Source organism: Micromonospora sp. NPDC005163 (assembly GCF_053599835.1).
Genome location: NZ_JBSFYP010000012.1, coordinates 64,499 through 81,169, shown reverse-complemented (window position 1 = coordinate 81,169; position 16,671 = coordinate 64,499). Strand labels below are relative to the sequence as shown.

Below are 16,671 nucleotides of genomic sequence, written 5' to 3'. Positions count from 1 at the left end.
GCCGGCGCGGCCCCTGTCGTCCGAGGTGGTGCGACGCGGGCGTCCAGATCAGGACCGTAGACCTTTCACGTTGTTCAGCCGAAGGACGGACCGATGACCGAGAGAACGTCACGGTGCCGCGTGCCGACGGCTCGGAACCACTGTCCGGCCGTTCAGGCCCGGTCGCACCGCTGAGATGGACTGGGCCGGATGGGGTTTGTTCGGGCTGGTCGCCACCGCGGTGCTCACCGCGGCGCTGACCACTGCCCAACTGGCCGGCCTCACCCGCCTCGACTTTCCGCTGGTCCTCGGGACCCTCGTCACCGAGGATCCCGACCGGGCCCGGGTCGTCGGCTTCTTTATCCACCTCTGCGCCGGTCAGGGCTTCGCCCTCGGCTATGCGGCCACGTTCGCCCTGCTGCACCGCGCCACCTGGTGGATCGGGGCGCTGCTCGGGACCATCCACGTCGGGATCGCGCTGACGGTGCTCCTGCCGCTGCTTCCGGGCGTACACCCGCGCATGGCCTCCCAGCGGGCGGGCCTGACCAGCACGGCCGTGCTGGAGCCGCCCGGCCTGTTCGCCGTCAACTACGGCATCCAGACTCCCGCGGTCGTGGCCGCCGTCCACGTGCTCTACGGGGTGGTCCTCGGGCTGCTCCTACAGGCCGATTGACCCGCGCCGCACGACCCGTCCGGCGGCGATCTCCATGACCGGCGCGAACGACACGAACTGTCCCCGGGACCCGGCGCCGATCAGCGACTACGGGCTGCTCGGTGACACGCGCACCGCTGCCCTCGTCGCCGGTGACGGCGGGATCGACTGGCTCTGCGTGCCTCGCTTCGACGGCGAGCCCCTGTTCGGCAGGCTGATCGGGGGCGCCGACGCGGGAAGGTTCCGGGTCGGCCCGGCCGGGCCGGCCACGGTCGTCGAACGGCGCTACCGGCAGTACACCGCCACCCTGGAGACGACATGGGCGGTGGGCAGCGGCCGGCTCACCCTCACCGAGGCCATGGTGACCGAGGTCAGCGGCCGCCTGCTGCCCACGACACTGATCGTGCGGCGTCTGTCGGCCGCTGACGCGGCGGTCGACGCCGTCATCGAGTTCGATCCCCGCTTCGGTGTACGGCACCGTCGGCCCCGGATCCAGCGTCGGCGCGAGGCCCTGGTGTGTGAGTGGGGGTCCCTCGCGGTCTCGCTGGGCAGCACACCCGGGCTCACCATCGAACCAGGCCGGCCTACCCGGATCAGGGTCACGCCGGGCCGTCCGGTCACACTCGTGCTGGCCGTGGCCCATCGCGAACCGCTGATCCACGTCGAGCCGGCATCGGCCTGGGACCTGCTGAGCGAGGACGAAGACCGCTGGCGGTCCTGGACGGCCGACATCGACGGGTCACTGCCTTTCCGGGAACACGTCGTACGAAGTCTGTTGACCCTGCGGCTGCTGACGTACTCGCCCTCGGGGGCCCCGGTGGCCGCACCCACAACGTCTCTGCCCGAGAATCCCGGCGGGATACGGAACTGGGACTACCGCTATGTCTGGCCCCGGGACGCCAGCATCGGCGTCAGTGCCTTCCTCAGCGTGGGCAAACCCGACGAGGCCCACGGTTTCCTCGCGTGGCTGCTGCACGCCAGCCGGCTGGAGCGGCCACGCCTGCCGGCGGTGCTCACCCTGCACGGGCGCCACGTGCCGGCGGAACGGGACCTGGCCGGCTGGCCCGGCTACCTCGGCAGCGTCCCGGTACGGATCGGCAACGGCGCCGCCGGGCAACACCAGCTCGACGGTTACGGCTGGGTGACCGACGCCGCCTGGGCGTTCGCACAGGCAGGGCAGAGGCTCTCCAGCGAGACGTGGCGGGCGGTGCGCGGCTTCGCCGACGTGGTGGCCCGTTGCTGGCAGGATCCCGACGCCGGCATCTGGGAGGTCCGCGAACCTGCCCAACACGTCCATTCCAAGCTCATGGGCTGGCTCGCGCTGGACCGCGCGCTGCGCATCGCCGACACGCACGCCCTGCCGGACCGCCAACGTCGACGCTGGCAGAAGGCACGAGACGCCATCGCCGCCGAGGTCCGGGCATCCGGCTTCGACCCCACGGCGGGCAGCTACATGCGCAGATACGGCTCGGAGGACCTCGACGCGGCCCTGCTCGTCCTGCCGCTGCTGAACATGGACAGCGTCGAGTCACCCCACGTGCAGGGCACCATCGACGCCATTCGGGACCAACTCTCCGCCGGCGGCCCGCTGCTCTACCGCTATCCGCCGGGGTCTGACGGCTTTCCGGGCACCGAAGGCGCGTTCCTGCCCTGCTCGTTCTGGCTGGTTCAAGCCCTCGCCCGCACCGGGCGCCGCACCGAGGCGGTCGAGTTGTTCGAGACCATGCTCGGCTACGCCAGCCCACTGGGCCTCTATCCCGAAGAGCTGGACCCGGCGACCGGTACCCATCTTGGCAACTACCCCCAGACGCTGACCCACGCCGCGCTCGTCCAAGCCGCACTCGCCATCCGGGACGCCCCCAACAGCCATCTACCGCTTTGAGGGTTTTGCCTCGCTGTGCTGCTGACATCTGCTGAAAAGTCTGCACCGTTGGTTCAACGATACCGTTCAAGGCATGACTGCTGGCATCACAGACGCCGTCCACGCCGTCGACGCTTCTTCCGTCATGGCGTTGTTTCCGGCCAGACCACGGCTGCTCGCCCTGGGTGAGCCGACCCACGGCGCGGGAGGTCTGCTCGACCTGCGGAACGATCTTTTCCGGCAACTCGTCGAGCAGGAGGGCTACCGGACGGTCGCCATCGAGAGCGACTGCGTGATGGGCCTGATCGTGGACGACTACGTCACCTCGGGCACGGGCACCCTCGACGAGGCCATGGAGCGCGGCTTCAGCCACGAGTGGGGCGCCTTCGCGGGCAACCGGGAGCTGGTGCGCTGGATGCGCGCGTACAACGACGGCCGGCCCGTGGCAGAGCGGTTGCGCTTCGCCGGTTTCGACGGCCCGCTGGAGATCACCGGCGCCGCGAGCCCCCGGCAGGCGCTCACCGCACTCCACGCCTACGTCACCACCTGGGTCGACGCCGACCTTCTTCCCTGCACCGCGGAGACGCTCGACCGCCTGCTCGGCGCCGACGACCGGTGGACCAACCCCGCCGCGATGATGGACCCGTCCCAGTCCGTGGGGCGGACGCCCGACGCCGAACAGCTGCGGCTGCTCACCGACGAGCTCGTCGCGCTGCTCGACGCGCAGACGCCCCACCTGATCGCGGCGTCCGCACGCGAGGACTGGCACCGGGCACGCCTGTACGCGCGCACCGCCATCGGCCTGCTGCGCTACCACTTCGCGATGGCCGACACGTCACCCAGCCGCATGGCGAGGCTGCTCGGCGTACGGGATTCCATGATGGCCGCCAACCTGCTCGCCATCTCCGAGCGGGGCCCGGCGCTGGTGAACGCCCACAACGGCCACCTTCAGCGGGACAGGAGCAGCATGCGGATGGGCGACCTGCCGGTCCAATGGTGGGGCGCCGGCGCGATCGTCGACGCCCACCTGGGCCAGGGGTACGCCTTCCTCGCCACAGCACTCGGCACGATCCGCCACCATGGCGTGGACTCCCCGCCCCCGGACACCATCGAGGGACTGCTGTACGCGCTGCCGGAGGACCGTCACGTCGTCGACGCCGGCCGACTGGCCTCCGCCCTCGCCACGGTGACGCCCGCTGCCCGGGTGTCCCCCTGGTTCGGCTACTCCCCGCTCGACCCGGCCCACGTGGCCAGCACCGACGGGATCGTCTTCGTCAAGGACGCCTGACGGAGCAGGGCTCGGCGGCGGCGTCCAACGTCGACTACTGGTGCGCGCGCCGCCCCGACGACCGCGGCCCGGAAGGCGACGGGTTGTCGGACAGGCGCGCTAGCATCGCCGCGATCGCCAAGAGGGTGGGAGGACGCCATGGCCCGGGACGACGCCGCGACGTTTGTCGACAGGGACCTGCGGGGTGCGCGGTTCACCAGGTCGACGCTGGCCGGCGCCGTGATGCGCGGCGTCGACGTGCGGGGGCTCGACATCGATGCGCCGTGGCTGGCCGACGGTGCGCTCCTGGTCAACGGTGTCGACGTCGCGCCGCTCGTCGAGGCGGAACTCAACCGGCGGTTCCCCGGGCGCGAGCTGAGGCAGGCCACGGACCCGACCAGCCTCCGCGCGGCGTGGGCGGCGACCGAACGGGCCTGGGCGGCCGCAGTCGACCGGGTGATGTCCATGCCCGAGGGTGCCGCCGACGTCTCGATCGGCGGCGAGTGGTCGTTCGCGCAGACGTTGCGCCATCTCGCGTTCGCCACCGACGCGTGGCTGGGCAAGGCGATCCTGCGCCTGCCGCAGCCCTTCCACCCGCTCGGCCAGCCGCACGTCGAGTACGAGACCGACGGCTTCGACATGTCGGTGTTCTCGACGGAGCAGCCGACGTTCGCAGAGCTCCTCGAGGTGCGTGCCGAGCGGCAGGCCAGCGTTCGGGACTTCCTCGCGACCATCACTCCGGAACTGCTCGCCGAACCTCGCCCCACCGCATGGTCACCCGACCACCAGGAGCCGGTCCTGCACTGCCTTCACGTGATCATCGACGAGGAGTGGGAACACCTCCGCTTCGCGCTGCGTGACCTCGACGCGCAGGACCACGACCCCGGGTCCACGCGCGTCCTCGCATGACCTTGCACTGAGCCGGCGCAGTCGAGCCGGCGCAGCCGAGCCGGCGCAGCCGAGCCGGTGCGGGCGAGCCGGTGCGGGCGACCTCCGACAGTTTCAGGCCTGGGGCGTGTTCTCAGAGGTGCTCCGGCGGGCCGTCCAACCGGACGCAGCAGGCCCCGGGACGCGGCGCGAGCCGGGGCAACAGGTCGGTGCGTCCCGCGCCGTCGATCATGCCGGTGAGGAACGCGTGGTTGAGGCCGCACACCAGGGCGGTCTGCCGGGTGGCGAGGGCGTGGAACGGGCAGTTGCGCAGCAGCACATGGTCGCTGAGCGTCTCGGGTTCGAAGCCGAGTCCGGCGAGCACGGGGATGAGGTCCTCGCCGGAGTCGCGTACCCGTGCTCCGATGTCCCGGCCGCGTCGCCGTGCGTGCCGTCGCGCCGCCTCGGGGGCGTCGTGCGGGTCGTCGGCGACCGCGTCGGCGAGGATCTCGGCGATGAGCTCGTAGCGTCGCTCGGGAACGGTGATCGCCACGCCGTCGCCGGCCGCCTCGTAGACCTTCGGCGTCCGGCCGCGGCCCCGGGGCTGGTCGGTCGGCGCCTGATAGTGGGCCCGCAGCAGACCGGACTCGACGAGCTTGTCGAGGTGGAACGCGGTGAGGTTGCGGGACATGCCGTGCGCCTCGGCCGCCTCCTCCCGGGTGACGGGGTGGTCGGCCCGGTACACGTAGTCGTACAGCGCCCGTCGGGACCGGTCGACGAGCGAGGCCATCGCGCTCCAGCGCTCGCCCGTGCTCACAGCGCCGAGATTATCACCAGCGAAGGCTATTGAAATTCCTGCCGCGCTGGGGGAGCATGATCGATAACACCAATGAGCGTTGGTGAAAATATCCAGCTTCGCCTTCGACCTTCCGCAAGGCTGACCGTCGCCGGTCACCTCGGCGGCGAACTGGTCCACCGGTACGGCGTGCACGTCGCCGACGAGACCATCCGGGCGCAGGGCCACAACAGCACAGACAAGGAGAACTCCTGATGGGCATCGCCGCACTCGGCACCTGGATCACGCACGGCTCCCCGACTGGTCCCGACCGCGCCCGCGGCCCTCGGCGTGGGAGGTCGCTGAGGTGAGTGTCACCGCCCTTCGGGTGCAGCACGAGCGTCCCCGCCGCGACCCGGCCGCCGCCGAACGGGCGGCGGCGGAGTTCCTGACCGCGCTCGGCGTCGACCTGTCCGCCAACGGGCTCGCCGACACCCCGGGCCGGATGGCCCGCGCCTACGCCGAGCTGCTCACCCCGCGCGAGTTCCAGCTGACCACCTTCGACAACAACGAAGGCTACGACGAGCTGGTGCTGGCCCGGGCCATCCCGATCCGGTCGGTCTGCGAACACCACCTGCTGCCGTTCGTCGGCGTCGCGCACGTCGGCTACCTGCCCGGCGAACGCATCCTGGGACTGTCCAAACTGGCCCGGGTGGTCGAACTGTTCGCCCACGGCCCGCAGGTCCAGGAACGCCTGACCAAACAGATCGCCGACTGGCTGACCAGCCAACTGCGCCCGCGCGGCGTCGGTGTGGTCATCGAAGCCGAACACCTGTGCATGACGCTGCGCGGCGTCCGGGCCGTGGGCAGCAGCACCATCACCTCCACCCTGCTCGGCACCCTGCGCGACGACCACCGCTCGCGCGCCGAGTTCTTCACCCTGACCGGAATCGGCCACCGCTGATCGACGCACCTCGAAAGGAGCTGGACCGATGTCGAAGACCGGCACGTTCGTAATCGTGGGAGCCGGGCTCGCCGCCGCGCGGGCAGCGCAGACGCTGCGGGAGGAGGGCTTCGACGGCGGGATCGTCGTGATCGGCGACGAGTCGGAGCGACCGTACGAGCGGCCGCCACTGTCCAAGGGTCTGCTGACCGGCGGCGCCGAACCCGACAGCGTGTACGTGCACGACGCCGGGTGGTACGCGGAGCACGACGTCGACCTGCGCACCGCCGTGCGTGCCGTCGCCGTCGATCGCTCCGACGGGCAGGTCCAGCTCGCCGACGGCCAGCGGATCCGCTACGACAAGCTGCTGCTGGCGACCGGCTCCAGACCCCGCGACCTCGCGGCACCCGGCGTCCACCTGGACGGGGTGCTGCGGCTGCGCACCCTCGCCGACAGCCGTCGAATCGCCGCGGCGCTGGTGGACGGCGCGCACGTCGTGATCATCGGAGCGGGGTGGATCGGCCTGGAGGTCGCCGCCGCCGCCCGGCAGCGCGGCGCCACCGTCGACATCGTCGAAACGGCCGCGCTGCCGTTGCGCCGGGTGCTCGGCGACGAGATCGCCCGGGTGTTCGCCGACCTGCACCGGGACCACGGCGTCACCTTTCACTTCGGCGCCGAGGTCCGTGAGATCCGCGGCACCGGTCGCGTCTCCTCGGTCCTGCTGGCCGACGGCACCGAGTTGCCCGCCGACGCCGTGGTGGTGGCCGTGGGCGTACAGCCGAACACTGAGCTGGCGACAGCGGCCGGCCTCACCGTCGAGAACGGAATCGTCGTCGACGCGTCCCTGCGCACCGCCGACCCGGAGATCTACGCCGCCGGTGACGTCGCCAACGCCTACCATCCCGTGCTGCGCCGGCGCCTGCGCGTCGAGCACTGGGCCAACGCACTCCACGGCGGCGCCGCGGCGGCCCGCGCCATGCTGGGGCAGCCCGTCAGCTACGACGACCTGCCCTACTTCTACACCGACCAGTACGACCTGGGAATGGAGTACGTCGGACACGCCCCGCCCGAGGCGTTCGACCGGGTCGTCGTCCGGGGCGACGTCGCCAAGCGCGAGTTCATCGCCTTCTGGACCGCCGGCGGGCGGGTGCTCGCCGGCATGAACGTCAACGTGTGGGACGTCGGCCCGTCGATTCGGCGGCTCGTCGCGACAGCCCAGCCGGTCGACCTCGACCGACTGGCCGACCCCGCCGTGCCGCTCGACGAGCTGCAGCCGCCCTCGGCACCCGGGACGCAGCTCGGATAGGCGGCGTTGAGAACGTGCACGACGCTCCGGGTTGGCGTGGTCGGCCTCCTTCTAGCGGACAATCAGCGTCGCGGTGGCCTGGTGGACCAGCGAGCCGCTGGTGCCGGTGATGACCATCGCGAACGTGCCGCGCGGGGTCCGGCTGGCGGTGTTCACCCGCAGGGTGGAGGCGCCGGCGGCGCCGACGGGGTTCGGCGTGAAGCTGGCCGACGAGACGGTTGGCAGCCCGGTTACCGACAATGCCACGGTGCCAGCGAATCCGCCGATCGTCGAGGTCGACACGGCGTAGGTGGCGGTCTGGCCCCGCTGCACCGTCGCCGCCGACGGCGAGACAGTAAGCGAGAAGTCCGGTGCCGGGGTGACCACCAGCGTGATCCCGGTGGAGTGGCTCTTCGAGCTGCTCGTACCCGTCACCGTCAAGGCGTACGTCCCTGGCGGCGCCGACCCCGACGTCGCGATGCGCAGGCTCGCGCTGCCCGGTCTGACGACGACCGACGGCGAGAAGGATCCCGTGCCGACCGAGGCCGGCAGGCCGCTCAGGCTCAGCCCGACTGTGCCGGTGAACCCGTTCAGGCCGGTGACGCCGATCGTGTAACCGGTGCTGCCGCCCGCGACGACGCCGGCGGAGGTCGGCGCGGCGACGAGGCCGAAGTCGGGCGGCGGGCTCACCACCAGCAGCATCACCGCCGTCCGGCTCAGTCCGCCGCTGGTGGCGGTGAGGGTCAGTGGGTAGGTCCCGGCCGCGATCGTGGACGCCGTGGTGACGGCCACCTGGGCGGAGCCCGTTCCACCCGCGATGACGGCCGGGGTGATCGTCCAGGTGGCCGGTGTGCCGGAGAGGCCGCCGAGCGCGAGCGCCACGTCCCCGGCGAAGCCGTGCACGCCCGAGACGGCGACGGTGTACGTGACCGTGCCGCCCGGGACGGTCGTCGCTTCGGGAGGCGACGCCGCCACGTTGAAGTCGGGCGCCGTGGCGAGCCACTGGTAGGCGGCGAGCGCGTCCACCCTGCCGTGCCCGTACGTGTTGTCCGGTCCGGGCTTCCCCAGATCCACCGCGGCGCTCTCCAGCGCGCTCTGCTGGCGGTCCGCGCCGAGGTCGGGGAACGCGCCGAGCAGCAGGGCGAGCACCCCGGCGACGTGCGGCGCGGCCAGCGACGTGCCGGACACGTCACGATAGCCGCCGTACAGGTCGGTGGTCCGAACGCCGACGCCGGGCGCGCTGAGCCGCGGCGCGATCGCCTGGGCACACGCGGACGGGCCGCGACTGCTCGATGGGTCGATGACCCCGCCGTCGTCGACGGCGCCCACCGAGAGGGCCTCCGGGTTGTTGGCCGGGCTGAGCACGGTGGAGGGATCGGGCCCGTAGTTGCCGGCGGAGAAGACCGGCAGGATGCCGGCCGCCCGCAGGTTGCGCAGGTCCGGCTGGAAGTCGAGATTGCACCCGCCGATGCTGCCGCTCCAGGAGTTGTTGACCACGTCGGGTGCGTCCGGCGTGGCCGGGTTGCCGTCGGGGTCGAGCAGCCACTGGAAGCCCAGATGGATCCGCGAGGTGGTGGTGCTGCCGTGGTCGTTGAAGATCTTGACGGCGATCCACTTCGCGCCCGGCGCGACGCCGATCGACGTGCCCCCCGCGGAACCTCCGACCAGCACGCCCATCGTCGCCGTCCCGTGCCCGTTGACGTCGGTCGGCGTCGCCGGGTGTTCGCCGTTCGGGTCGTACCAGCTGTTGCTGCCGCCGCGCCAGCTCGCGGTGAGTTCCGCATGGCTGCCGTCCACTCCGGTGTCCATCGTCGCCACCACCGTTCCCTGGCCGGTGAGGCCGAGGCTCCACAGCGCCGGGGCGTTGACCGCGGCGATGTTCGGCTCCACGGGGGCGGCTGTGGTCGACGGGCCGGCCGTCGACGGCGGGGCCTGGACCGCACGGTCGGGGCGGATCTCGCGCACGTCGGGCCGTGCCGCGAGTTCGGCGATCACCGACGGCTGGGCGACTATCGCGACCGCGTTGACCACCCACAGGGGCAGCACGTCGGCCACCAGGCCCTGCCCGCGTCGCCGGGCGAGCAGGCCGAGCATGCCGGTCTGATCGGCGCCCGCCCGAGCGCGCAGGGCACGTACGAGCGCGACCGTGCGCCGGTGGCGGCTCGGCGCCACGACCGTGTTCGGGTCGACCTGGGACCTGAGCACGACGATGGCCCGCACCATGCCGGCACGTTCCGCGGAGGCCGTCGGGCCGGCATCGGCGGACGCCGTCCCGGCTCTGGGGCTCGCCGTCCCGGAGGCCATCAAGGCCACGGCGAGAGCGGCGGCGACAACGGTTCGCCTCATCGGGCATCCTCCCGGATCCTCTGCGCAACTTCGCCGGTGGGCATGGCTGCCGGCCGGCGGTGCCGCACGGCCGTCAGGCGCCAGCCGGCGAGCACCGCCAGTAGGCCGAGCACGGCGGCCGCGGCAGCGTTGGCGATCGGAGCGAGCCGGTCGCGGGACGGCGGCGGCGCGGCCGCCGGTGCGGATACCGACCATTGGAGGGGCACCGTCAGGCGCGCTCCGCCGCGGTGGATCACCGCTGTGACCTGTACGAGTCCGGGTCCGGACAGGTTGCCGATGCCGAAGTACCGGCCCGGCTCGATCTCGCGCAGGGGCACGGCGGTTGATCCGCGGTCGAACTCGACGGTGACGTCCTCGATTTCCGCCGGTGGTGGGCGGCGCGAGCTCGCGGCGAGAACCGTGAACCCGTTGGTGCCGGGCTGATTGGGGGTGACCGTCACCGAGACCACGACGTCGCCGACGGATCCGTTCCGCGTGACGGCGGTGGGGGCGCCGGCGTCGAGGGCCGTGGACTGCCTCGGCGGAGGCGTCTCGACCAGCGCTCCCGCCAGGAGCAGGAGCACGACACCCGCCGTGGCCTCGGCCGCGAGGAGCCGTCGCGACGGCGGTGCGGCGAGCCGGGCCGCTGTCCGCCCGTGCAGTCGGAGGGCGCTGGCCAGGCCGAGGCCGCCCGCCACCGACAGCAGCACGCCCTTGGCGATCAGCAGCCGGCTGTACGTCGTGTCGACCAGCGCGCGCACCGACTCGACCTCGCGCCCGGCGCTGTAGAGTCCGGTCGCCACGACCAGCGCCACGCAGACGGCGGCCAGCACCGTGAAGCGGTGACCGACGGCCTTCAGCAGGTCGCCCCGGCCGGCGGCCGGTCCACCGCGGCGGGCGAGCACCACCGCCAGCGTGACAACGCCGCCCAGCCACAGGCAGGCGGTCAGGGCGTGCACGGCGATCGCGGCGACTGCCACGGTTCGCGTGGCCCCGACCGATGCGGCGTGGCCGCCGAGTGCCTCGACCGTCACGGCGACCGACCCGAGCAACCCGACGGCCACCCACGGTGCCGGGCCGCGAAGGTGCGGCCCTCGGGCCGGGGATCGCAGGGCGGCGGCGACGGCGGCAAGGGCGAGCAGCATCGCCTCACGGGCCAGCCAGAGGTTGCCCCAGCGGGTGCCGGACAGCAGGGTGGCGGCCGTCGAGAAGCCGAGCGGACCCGACCGGTACGTCTGGGCGACCAGGTCGGCACCGCCGACGACCGCCGCCAGCCCGCCCGCGCCGGCCGCGAGCGTGAGCGCCCGCCGACGCGCCTCGTCGACGGCAACGCGGATCGGCTCAGCCGCCGCTGCGCCGACGGGGCGGAGCACGACCGCGGCGACTGCCAGTCCGCCGATCAGCCCGGCGAGCAGGCACAGGCCGAGCCACCGGCGGACGATGTCCGGTGGCGGCGTGCCGTCCCGGAATTCGGCGGCCTGCAGCGCCGGCGCACCGGGCGACGGGCTCCCGACCGTGAAGATCACGACCCCGTCCGTGGTGTGCCCGTCGTCCTCTGCGAGGACGCGCCAGGCGATGCCGTACGTCCCTGGTGCGAGCGTTGGCAGCTCGAGCACGAGCTGGCGAGCGCCCCGGCGGTCGGTCGCGATACGAGTACCCTCGACGGCCCGCCCGGTGCTGTCGAGCAGCGACGCGGCGCTGAACTCGGGCGAGATGTCCTCGCTGAAGCGCAGCAGCGCGACACGGGGCACCGCGGTGACGGTCGTGCCGTTGGCGGGCTGCGACTCGACCAGCACCGCGTGGGCGGCCGCGGGCCGCGCCGGCAGGAGGACGAGCAGGAGCGCACCGGCTGTGCCGAGCAGCCGCAACCAGATGCGGGCATCCGGCCGGCGGGCCGGGTCAGCGGACCGCGACATGCTCCACCTGCGCATTGCCCAGCAGCACGCTGACCCTGCCGCCGCGATGGATCCAGTTTCCGGGGTTCTCGAACACCAGGTAGTAGGTCACGCCGGTCCGGTACGCGCCGGTGTGGGAATGGTTCATCAGCAGCTCGTGGGCCACGAGACCGGTCCGCTCGTCCACCACGGCCGGTGGGGTGCCCGCGTCGTGCAGGGTGTTGGCCAGTTCCGGGTCGACGATCGTGAAACGCAGGTCGACCAGTCCTCCCCCACCGGTGACCGCCACCCGGGTGATCCGAACGCCGCTGCGCTGGCCGAGACTGTCGGCGTCCACGACCGGCCGCGCCCAGGCCGCCGGGACGGGGTTGTCGGCGGTCTTCGCGTCGTCCGTCGAGGCGCGCCAGGCCGACAGGGCGAACGCGGTCAGCGCGATCGCCAGGACGAAGCCGGTGAGCCCCCCGGCGAGGCGCGCGTGCCGCCCGCCCCAGCGCCACCGGCCCCTTCCCGCAACCGGGGTGCCGCCCCGATCGAGTGGATCGCTCATGGCCGTACCTCACCTCAATGGTGGATGAAAGTCAGCATCCCGCCGCCGGTCGCCGGGGTCGGGCCGGTGCCGGTCTGCACGCCGTTGGTGAGGTGCTGCTGGCGGTTGTACAGCGGGAATCCGTGTGGGCTCGGTCCGGACCCGGCCGGCATCGTGGCGATCGCGTCCTCGGTCGCGCCAGCCGGGATCGTCTCGGCGTTCGCGTCGAAGGGGACGTTCAGCGGCCGGGCGTCGCGGGCGAGCACCCGCTCGTGCATGCCGAGCAGCAGCATCGTCGTGTTGTCGTAGCCGGCGTTCAGATAGCGCAGCAGCACGCGTTGTCCGGCTGCCGCCGTGATGCCCGGTGCCGTGTCCGGGTAGGCCCTGCCGTTGATGAGCCAGTACGTCGCCCGGTAGGCGTGCATGTCGAAGGTCGCGGGTGCGGCGTTGAAGGCGGGGTCGATGGCGCTCAGGACGAGCAGGGCCTCCACGTCGTACGCGGTCGTCGTGGAGTTGTAGGCCTGGTTGGGCGTCGCCGGCCGGACAACGAGCGCACCGGAGAGCCCCATCGCCGCCTGGCGTCCGGCATCGCCGCCGCTGCCGTACAGGTAGGTGCCGGGCGCGTTGGCCGTGAAGGTACGGGTGACCGTCGCGCCGACGGCGGCGTCGGCCGGTCCCGCGTTGAAGGCGATGCCCGGGATCTCGAACGAGAGCGGGTGGCCGGCGGGGAGGTTGTTGGTGACCGCGAGCGTGACGGTGTCCCCGACGTTGACGGTCAGGGGCGGCCCCGGCAGGACCGGCGTGACGCCGGCACAGTTCCCCGGCGTTGCCGTCGTGCCGAAGCCCCAGATCGGGACGTTCACTCCACCGGCCAGGGTGACGCTACCGGCCTTCGCGCACACGTTGATGGATACCGGTGCGGCCGAGACGCTCGGGCTGCCAACCCCGAGCCCGGCGGCGATCAGGACCAGGACGAGCAGACTCCTGGTCGTCGTCTTCCACGCATGTGCGCGCATCGCCGATCTCTCCTTAACCTCGCGGCCGGTCATGGCGCGTCGTAGGTGAGGGCCATGAGGTTGCCCCACGTCGAGAAGGGGGTCGGGTTGGGGGCCGTGTACCGTTGCGTGTGGACGAGCACGCGGACCTGGCCGCCGTTCGCTCCGGTGCCGACGTAGGCGCTGGCGGGTCCGGGCAGCGTCCACGTCGAGGTGAGGTCGCTGGATCCGACGGTCCGCGGCTGCGTCGGCGGTGGCGGAAGGGTCACCCACCCGGCAGAGGTCGCGGACGAGCAGCCCGCCGCACCCGCGATCGTCCAATTGCAGATCTTGACCGTCTGCTGCGGCTGGTTCGAGCTGATCGTCACGCATGTGGTGGCGGTCGTGCTGCCGCAATTCTTGCCCTTGTAGGTCACCTTGAGGTTCTGGGCTCCGGCCGGAATGCCGGTGAACGCCGCGTACCAATCGGTTGCCAGCGCGGTGATCGTGGCGCCGCTCAGGTGGCTCGCCGCCACCGTGCCGAGTTGGCCCCGTGCCACCGTCCAGGTCGTGGTGCCCTGTCCGCCCGTGACCAGCAGAACCTCGTTGTCGATCCGAACGTGGTAGGTGCCCGAGGCGGGGAAGCCGGCGGCCGAGGAGACGGTGATGCTCGCCTGCGTGGCGGTCGTGGCCGTCGGCCGGGTCGTCGTCCTCGGGTTCACCATGTAGTACCTGCTGTCGTCCGCGGCGAGGTCGGAGACGCTGCCACCCTTGAGCGCACCGCCGACGATGGCGCCCGACGTCGGGTAACCCGTGCACCCGCCGGACGGATCGACCCGCAGCAGGGTGGCCATACCGCCGAAGCCTTCGTCGAAGTTGGTGAATTCATTGAGCGCGTGGCTGTGCCACGGGAAGTACCACTCGCCGCAGATGTTCTGCGACACCACCCCCGTCGGCAGGGTGCCCTTGTAGCCCAGGTATGGGCTGCCGCCGTACCAGGTGTTGCCGTCCTTGAACGTGACGTCGCGGTAGTTGGGCGGCGGCACCGGCAACGGGTGGGTGTTGGGATCCCACTGGTCCTGGTCGTCCCAACGCAGGAGGAAGTCCTCGGTCTGCCCGGAGCCGATGGTCTCGCCGAAGTGCTCGGTGGACGCCGAGCCCCCGCCGGGCGCGCGCAGCGGCCGGCCGTCCTGCGCGATCAGGGTGGTGTGGTTGCCGTGCGGGTGGAAGGGATGGTTCAGGGCACCCACGTTGATCATCCTGACCAGAGCGGGCGGAGTGCCGGGCGACGTCGGGCGGATCCGCACCAGTGCCCCGTACGGCTGGTTGGGCAGCAGCCCGGAGCCGTTGTCCTGGATGGTGTCCGGGAAGTCCCGTCCGTTGATGGCGAAGTAGCGATCGCGCCGGGCGTTGACGTCGTACGTCGCGCCGGTCTCCACCGCATGGTGCAGCTCTGGATCGATCTCGCTGAGCAGCAGGAGGTACTCGCGCGAGGGGTCGAACGCCGTCGTGGCGTCGTAGGCGTAGGCGGGGCCGAGGCTCGGCCGCACGACCAGAGCGCCGTAGAGGCCCATCTCGATCTGCTTGGCGATGCCCGAGCCGCTCTCGTACAGGTACGTGCCCGGACTGCCTGCCACGAAGCGGTAGCTGACGGTCCCGTTCGTCGCCGCCGCCTCGGTGGTCAACAGACCCGTGGCGCCGCCGGTGGCGGTCACCGCCGCGTCCTGGCCCGGGAACACGATGGAGGCGGGCTCTGGCAGGTTGTTGGTGAGGTTGACGACGACGGTCTCCCCCTGGGTCACGCACAGCGCCGGCCCCGGGCTCTGGAACTGCCCGCTGTCGGGGGCGTCCGCGTTGGCGTAGCTCCACATGAAGACGCTGTTGCCGTCAGGTGTCTCGATGTAGCCGGTCTTCGCCAGCAGGTTGAAGGTGTGGGTGCCGCCCGCGACGGTGCCGGGGGTGCAAACCATCCCGACCTTGGGCGCTTCGGTGGGAAGCGCGTCGGCGGGTCCCGGTACAAGCAGCGCCGAGCCGGCGGCGAGCGTGACGACGGTGACCAGCCGTTGGGCTCTCTGCCTCATCATGGCTTTTCCTTCCGCGACGCGCGGCCACGTCCACTCAGACATAGGTCTGGCCCACAACGGTTTGGGCCGGAAGGGGACGGGTCGGCGAGTAGACCCGGACCTCGGTGATCATTCCCCCGGGTCCCGGGGCCGCTGAGCCGAAGTTCGAGAGCTTTCGCCAGTCCCGGTTCTTGAGGTAATAGACGTTGTAGCTTCCCCAACTGTCCGACCCGGAGGGGCGTGCGGTGTCGTACGGGGGCGCGTCGAACAGGACGTCTCGTGCCTCTCCCGGTCCGACGTAGAGGGTGTTCGTCCAGTACGACGTGTCGACGGCGCCGTTGCGCAGCAGCGCCGCGTCCTGCCCGATGACATGCATCGGAATGCCCGGCAGTTGCATGCTGTGCTGCTGGTAACCGAGATTGGCCAGCCGCAGGAGGGCCCGATCACCGGGGTTGACCTGGACGAGCGCGGAGTTCGGCTGGCTGTAGTCCAGGGCGCCGCCGTAGTTCGGGTTTGGCGTGGCGATGCGCATGGCGGTCGGCAGGCTCGGGCTGTCGTTGGGCAGCACGGTCTGCGGGTAGACCCGGCCGTTGATGGTGAACCACTGCGGGTCGTAGTCGGTCGGAATGGACTCCTGGATGTCCCGGTCACCGTCGTGAAAATCTGTCCACAGCTCGTTGAGCAGGAGCGCGAAGTGGCGGTGGTAGCCGGTCGACCCGTCGCCGTCGTTGTACGCGAACCTGGTGAACCCGCCGATCGAGGTGCCGTCCTGCAGGGGCCGGACGAAGACGATCCCCGTCATTCCCATCTCCACGTGCTCGACGTCCTCGAAGTGGCAGTGGTACATGTACGTGCCCTCACGGTGCGGGCGGTAGAAGTAGGTCAGCTGTTTGCCGATGGGCACCGCCACCGACACCTCGGGCACACCGTCGTTCAACGGCGACGGCAGGTCGAAGCCGTGCCAGTGGATGGTGTGGGAGTCCGTCAGGTCGGGGCGCTGCACCAGACCCAGGTTCGTCAGGGTGATCCTGATGTCGTCGTTCTGCAGGAACTCAAGGGTCGGCGCGGTGTGCTTGGTGTGCCCCTTGTAGGTGGAGATGAGCTCCGCCACCGACAGAGAAGGGTCGACGGGAACGAAGCCGAAGATGTAGAGGGGGTTGCCCTCCCGGCCGGGGACGCTGAGGTACCCGTCCGTGGCCACCAGGGACAGCTCGGTCGTTGCCGCCTCCGCGCGGCGGGCGCCGAGGGGACCGTACGCC

General features: G+C 71.6%; 14 protein-coding genes. 7 read left to right on the top strand and 7 right to left on the bottom strand.

Going from position 1 to position 16,671, the window contains the following annotated elements:
* Positions 1 to 175 precede the first annotated feature (175 nt).
* The 4 genes from ACWD6N_RS11490 (at position 176) to ACWD6N_RS11475 (ending at position 4,668) form a co-directional block, all read left to right on the top strand.
* Entirely contained in the window at positions 176 to 652 is a 477-nt protein-coding gene (locus ACWD6N_RS11490) for a hypothetical protein (protein ID WP_354966826.1), read from the top strand.
* 34 nt (positions 653 to 686) lie between these two features.
* Positions 687 to 2,513, top strand: coding sequence for a glycoside hydrolase family 15 protein (locus tag ACWD6N_RS11485; RefSeq protein ID WP_387326436.1), 1,827 nt, complete (start codon positions 687 to 689; stop codon positions 2,511 to 2,513).
* 73 nt (positions 2,514 to 2,586) lie between these two features.
* A complete protein-coding gene (locus ACWD6N_RS11480; RefSeq protein ID WP_387326433.1) occupies positions 2,587 to 3,780 on the top strand; it encodes an erythromycin esterase family protein in 1,194 nt (397 codons plus the stop codon).
* A 138-nt stretch (positions 3,781 to 3,918) separates the two neighbouring features.
* Positions 3,919 to 4,668 (top strand): DinB family protein, encoded by a 750-nt coding sequence (locus ACWD6N_RS11475; RefSeq protein ID WP_387326430.1) that lies wholly within the window; start codon positions 3,919 to 3,921, stop codon positions 4,666 to 4,668.
* 112 nt (positions 4,669 to 4,780) lie between these two features.
* On the opposite strand, the gene ACWD6N_RS11470 is transcribed toward ACWD6N_RS11475, so the two are convergent.
* Positions 4,781 to 5,443 carry a helix-turn-helix transcriptional regulator gene (locus ACWD6N_RS11470; protein ID WP_387326427.1) on the bottom strand — a complete coding sequence of 221 codons (663 nt, stop codon included), beginning with the start codon at positions 5,441 to 5,443 and terminating at the stop codon, positions 4,781 to 4,783.
* Between the two features lie 72 nt (positions 5,444 to 5,515).
* Here ACWD6N_RS11470 and ACWD6N_RS11465 point away from each other — a divergent pair, with 72 nt between their 5' ends.
* The 3 genes from ACWD6N_RS11465 to ACWD6N_RS11455 all read left to right on the top strand — a co-directional run bounded on the left by ACWD6N_RS11465 (position 5,516) and on the right by ACWD6N_RS11455 (position 7,650).
* Positions 5,516 to 5,677 carry a hypothetical protein gene (locus tag ACWD6N_RS11465; RefSeq protein ID WP_354966831.1) on the top strand — a complete coding sequence of 54 codons (162 nt, stop codon included), beginning with the start codon at positions 5,516 to 5,518 and terminating at the stop codon, positions 5,675 to 5,677.
* Between the two features lie 91 nt (positions 5,678 to 5,768).
* Positions 5,769 to 6,365: a GTP cyclohydrolase I FolE gene (folE, locus tag ACWD6N_RS11460; RefSeq protein ID WP_387326424.1), complete on the top strand. Its 597-nt coding sequence runs from the start codon at positions 5,769 to 5,771 to the stop codon at positions 6,363 to 6,365.
* Between the two features lie 28 nt (positions 6,366 to 6,393).
* A complete protein-coding gene (locus tag ACWD6N_RS11455; protein WP_387326422.1) occupies positions 6,394 to 7,650 on the top strand; it encodes an NAD(P)/FAD-dependent oxidoreductase in 1,257 nt (418 codons plus the stop codon).
* Between the two features lie 51 nt (positions 7,651 to 7,701).
* Here ACWD6N_RS11455 and ACWD6N_RS11450 read toward each other — a convergent pair whose 3' ends face one another.
* From ACWD6N_RS11450 to ACWD6N_RS11425, 6 genes are read right to left on the bottom strand one after another with little or no spacing between them, the layout of a single operon-like run.
* Complete coding sequence (locus ACWD6N_RS11450) at positions 7,702 to 9,975, bottom strand: S8 family serine peptidase (protein WP_449936842.1); 2,274 nt, start codon at positions 9,973 to 9,975, stop codon at positions 7,702 to 7,704.
* The gene (locus ACWD6N_RS11445) at positions 9,972 to 11,870 is read right to left on the bottom strand and encodes a copper resistance CopC/CopD family protein (protein ID WP_450004684.1); all 1,899 of its coding nucleotides are present in this window, start codon (positions 11,868 to 11,870) and stop codon (positions 9,972 to 9,974) included. The genes ACWD6N_RS11450 and ACWD6N_RS11445 overlap by 4 nt, the downstream gene beginning before the upstream one ends.
* A complete protein-coding gene (locus ACWD6N_RS11440) occupies positions 11,854 to 12,396 on the bottom strand; it encodes a hypothetical protein (RefSeq protein ID WP_354966836.1) in 543 nt (180 codons plus the stop codon). Before ACWD6N_RS11440 ends, ACWD6N_RS11445 begins: the two co-directional genes overlap by 17 nt.
* A gap of 14 nt (positions 12,397 to 12,410) precedes the next feature.
* Positions 12,411 to 13,391, bottom strand: a complete 981-nt coding sequence (locus tag ACWD6N_RS11435) for a multicopper oxidase domain-containing protein (RefSeq protein ID WP_387326413.1) — start codon at positions 13,389 to 13,391, stop codon at positions 12,411 to 12,413.
* Positions 13,392 to 13,420: 29 nt separating this feature from the next.
* Positions 13,421 to 15,433, bottom strand: a complete 2,013-nt coding sequence (locus ACWD6N_RS11430) for a multicopper oxidase domain-containing protein (protein ID WP_387326411.1) — start codon at positions 15,431 to 15,433, stop codon at positions 13,421 to 13,423.
* A 34-nt stretch (positions 15,434 to 15,467) separates the two neighbouring features.
* Entirely contained in the window at positions 15,468 to 16,613 is a 1,146-nt protein-coding gene (locus ACWD6N_RS11425; protein ID WP_387326408.1) for a multicopper oxidase domain-containing protein, read from the bottom strand.
* Positions 16,614 to 16,671 lie beyond the last annotated feature (58 nt).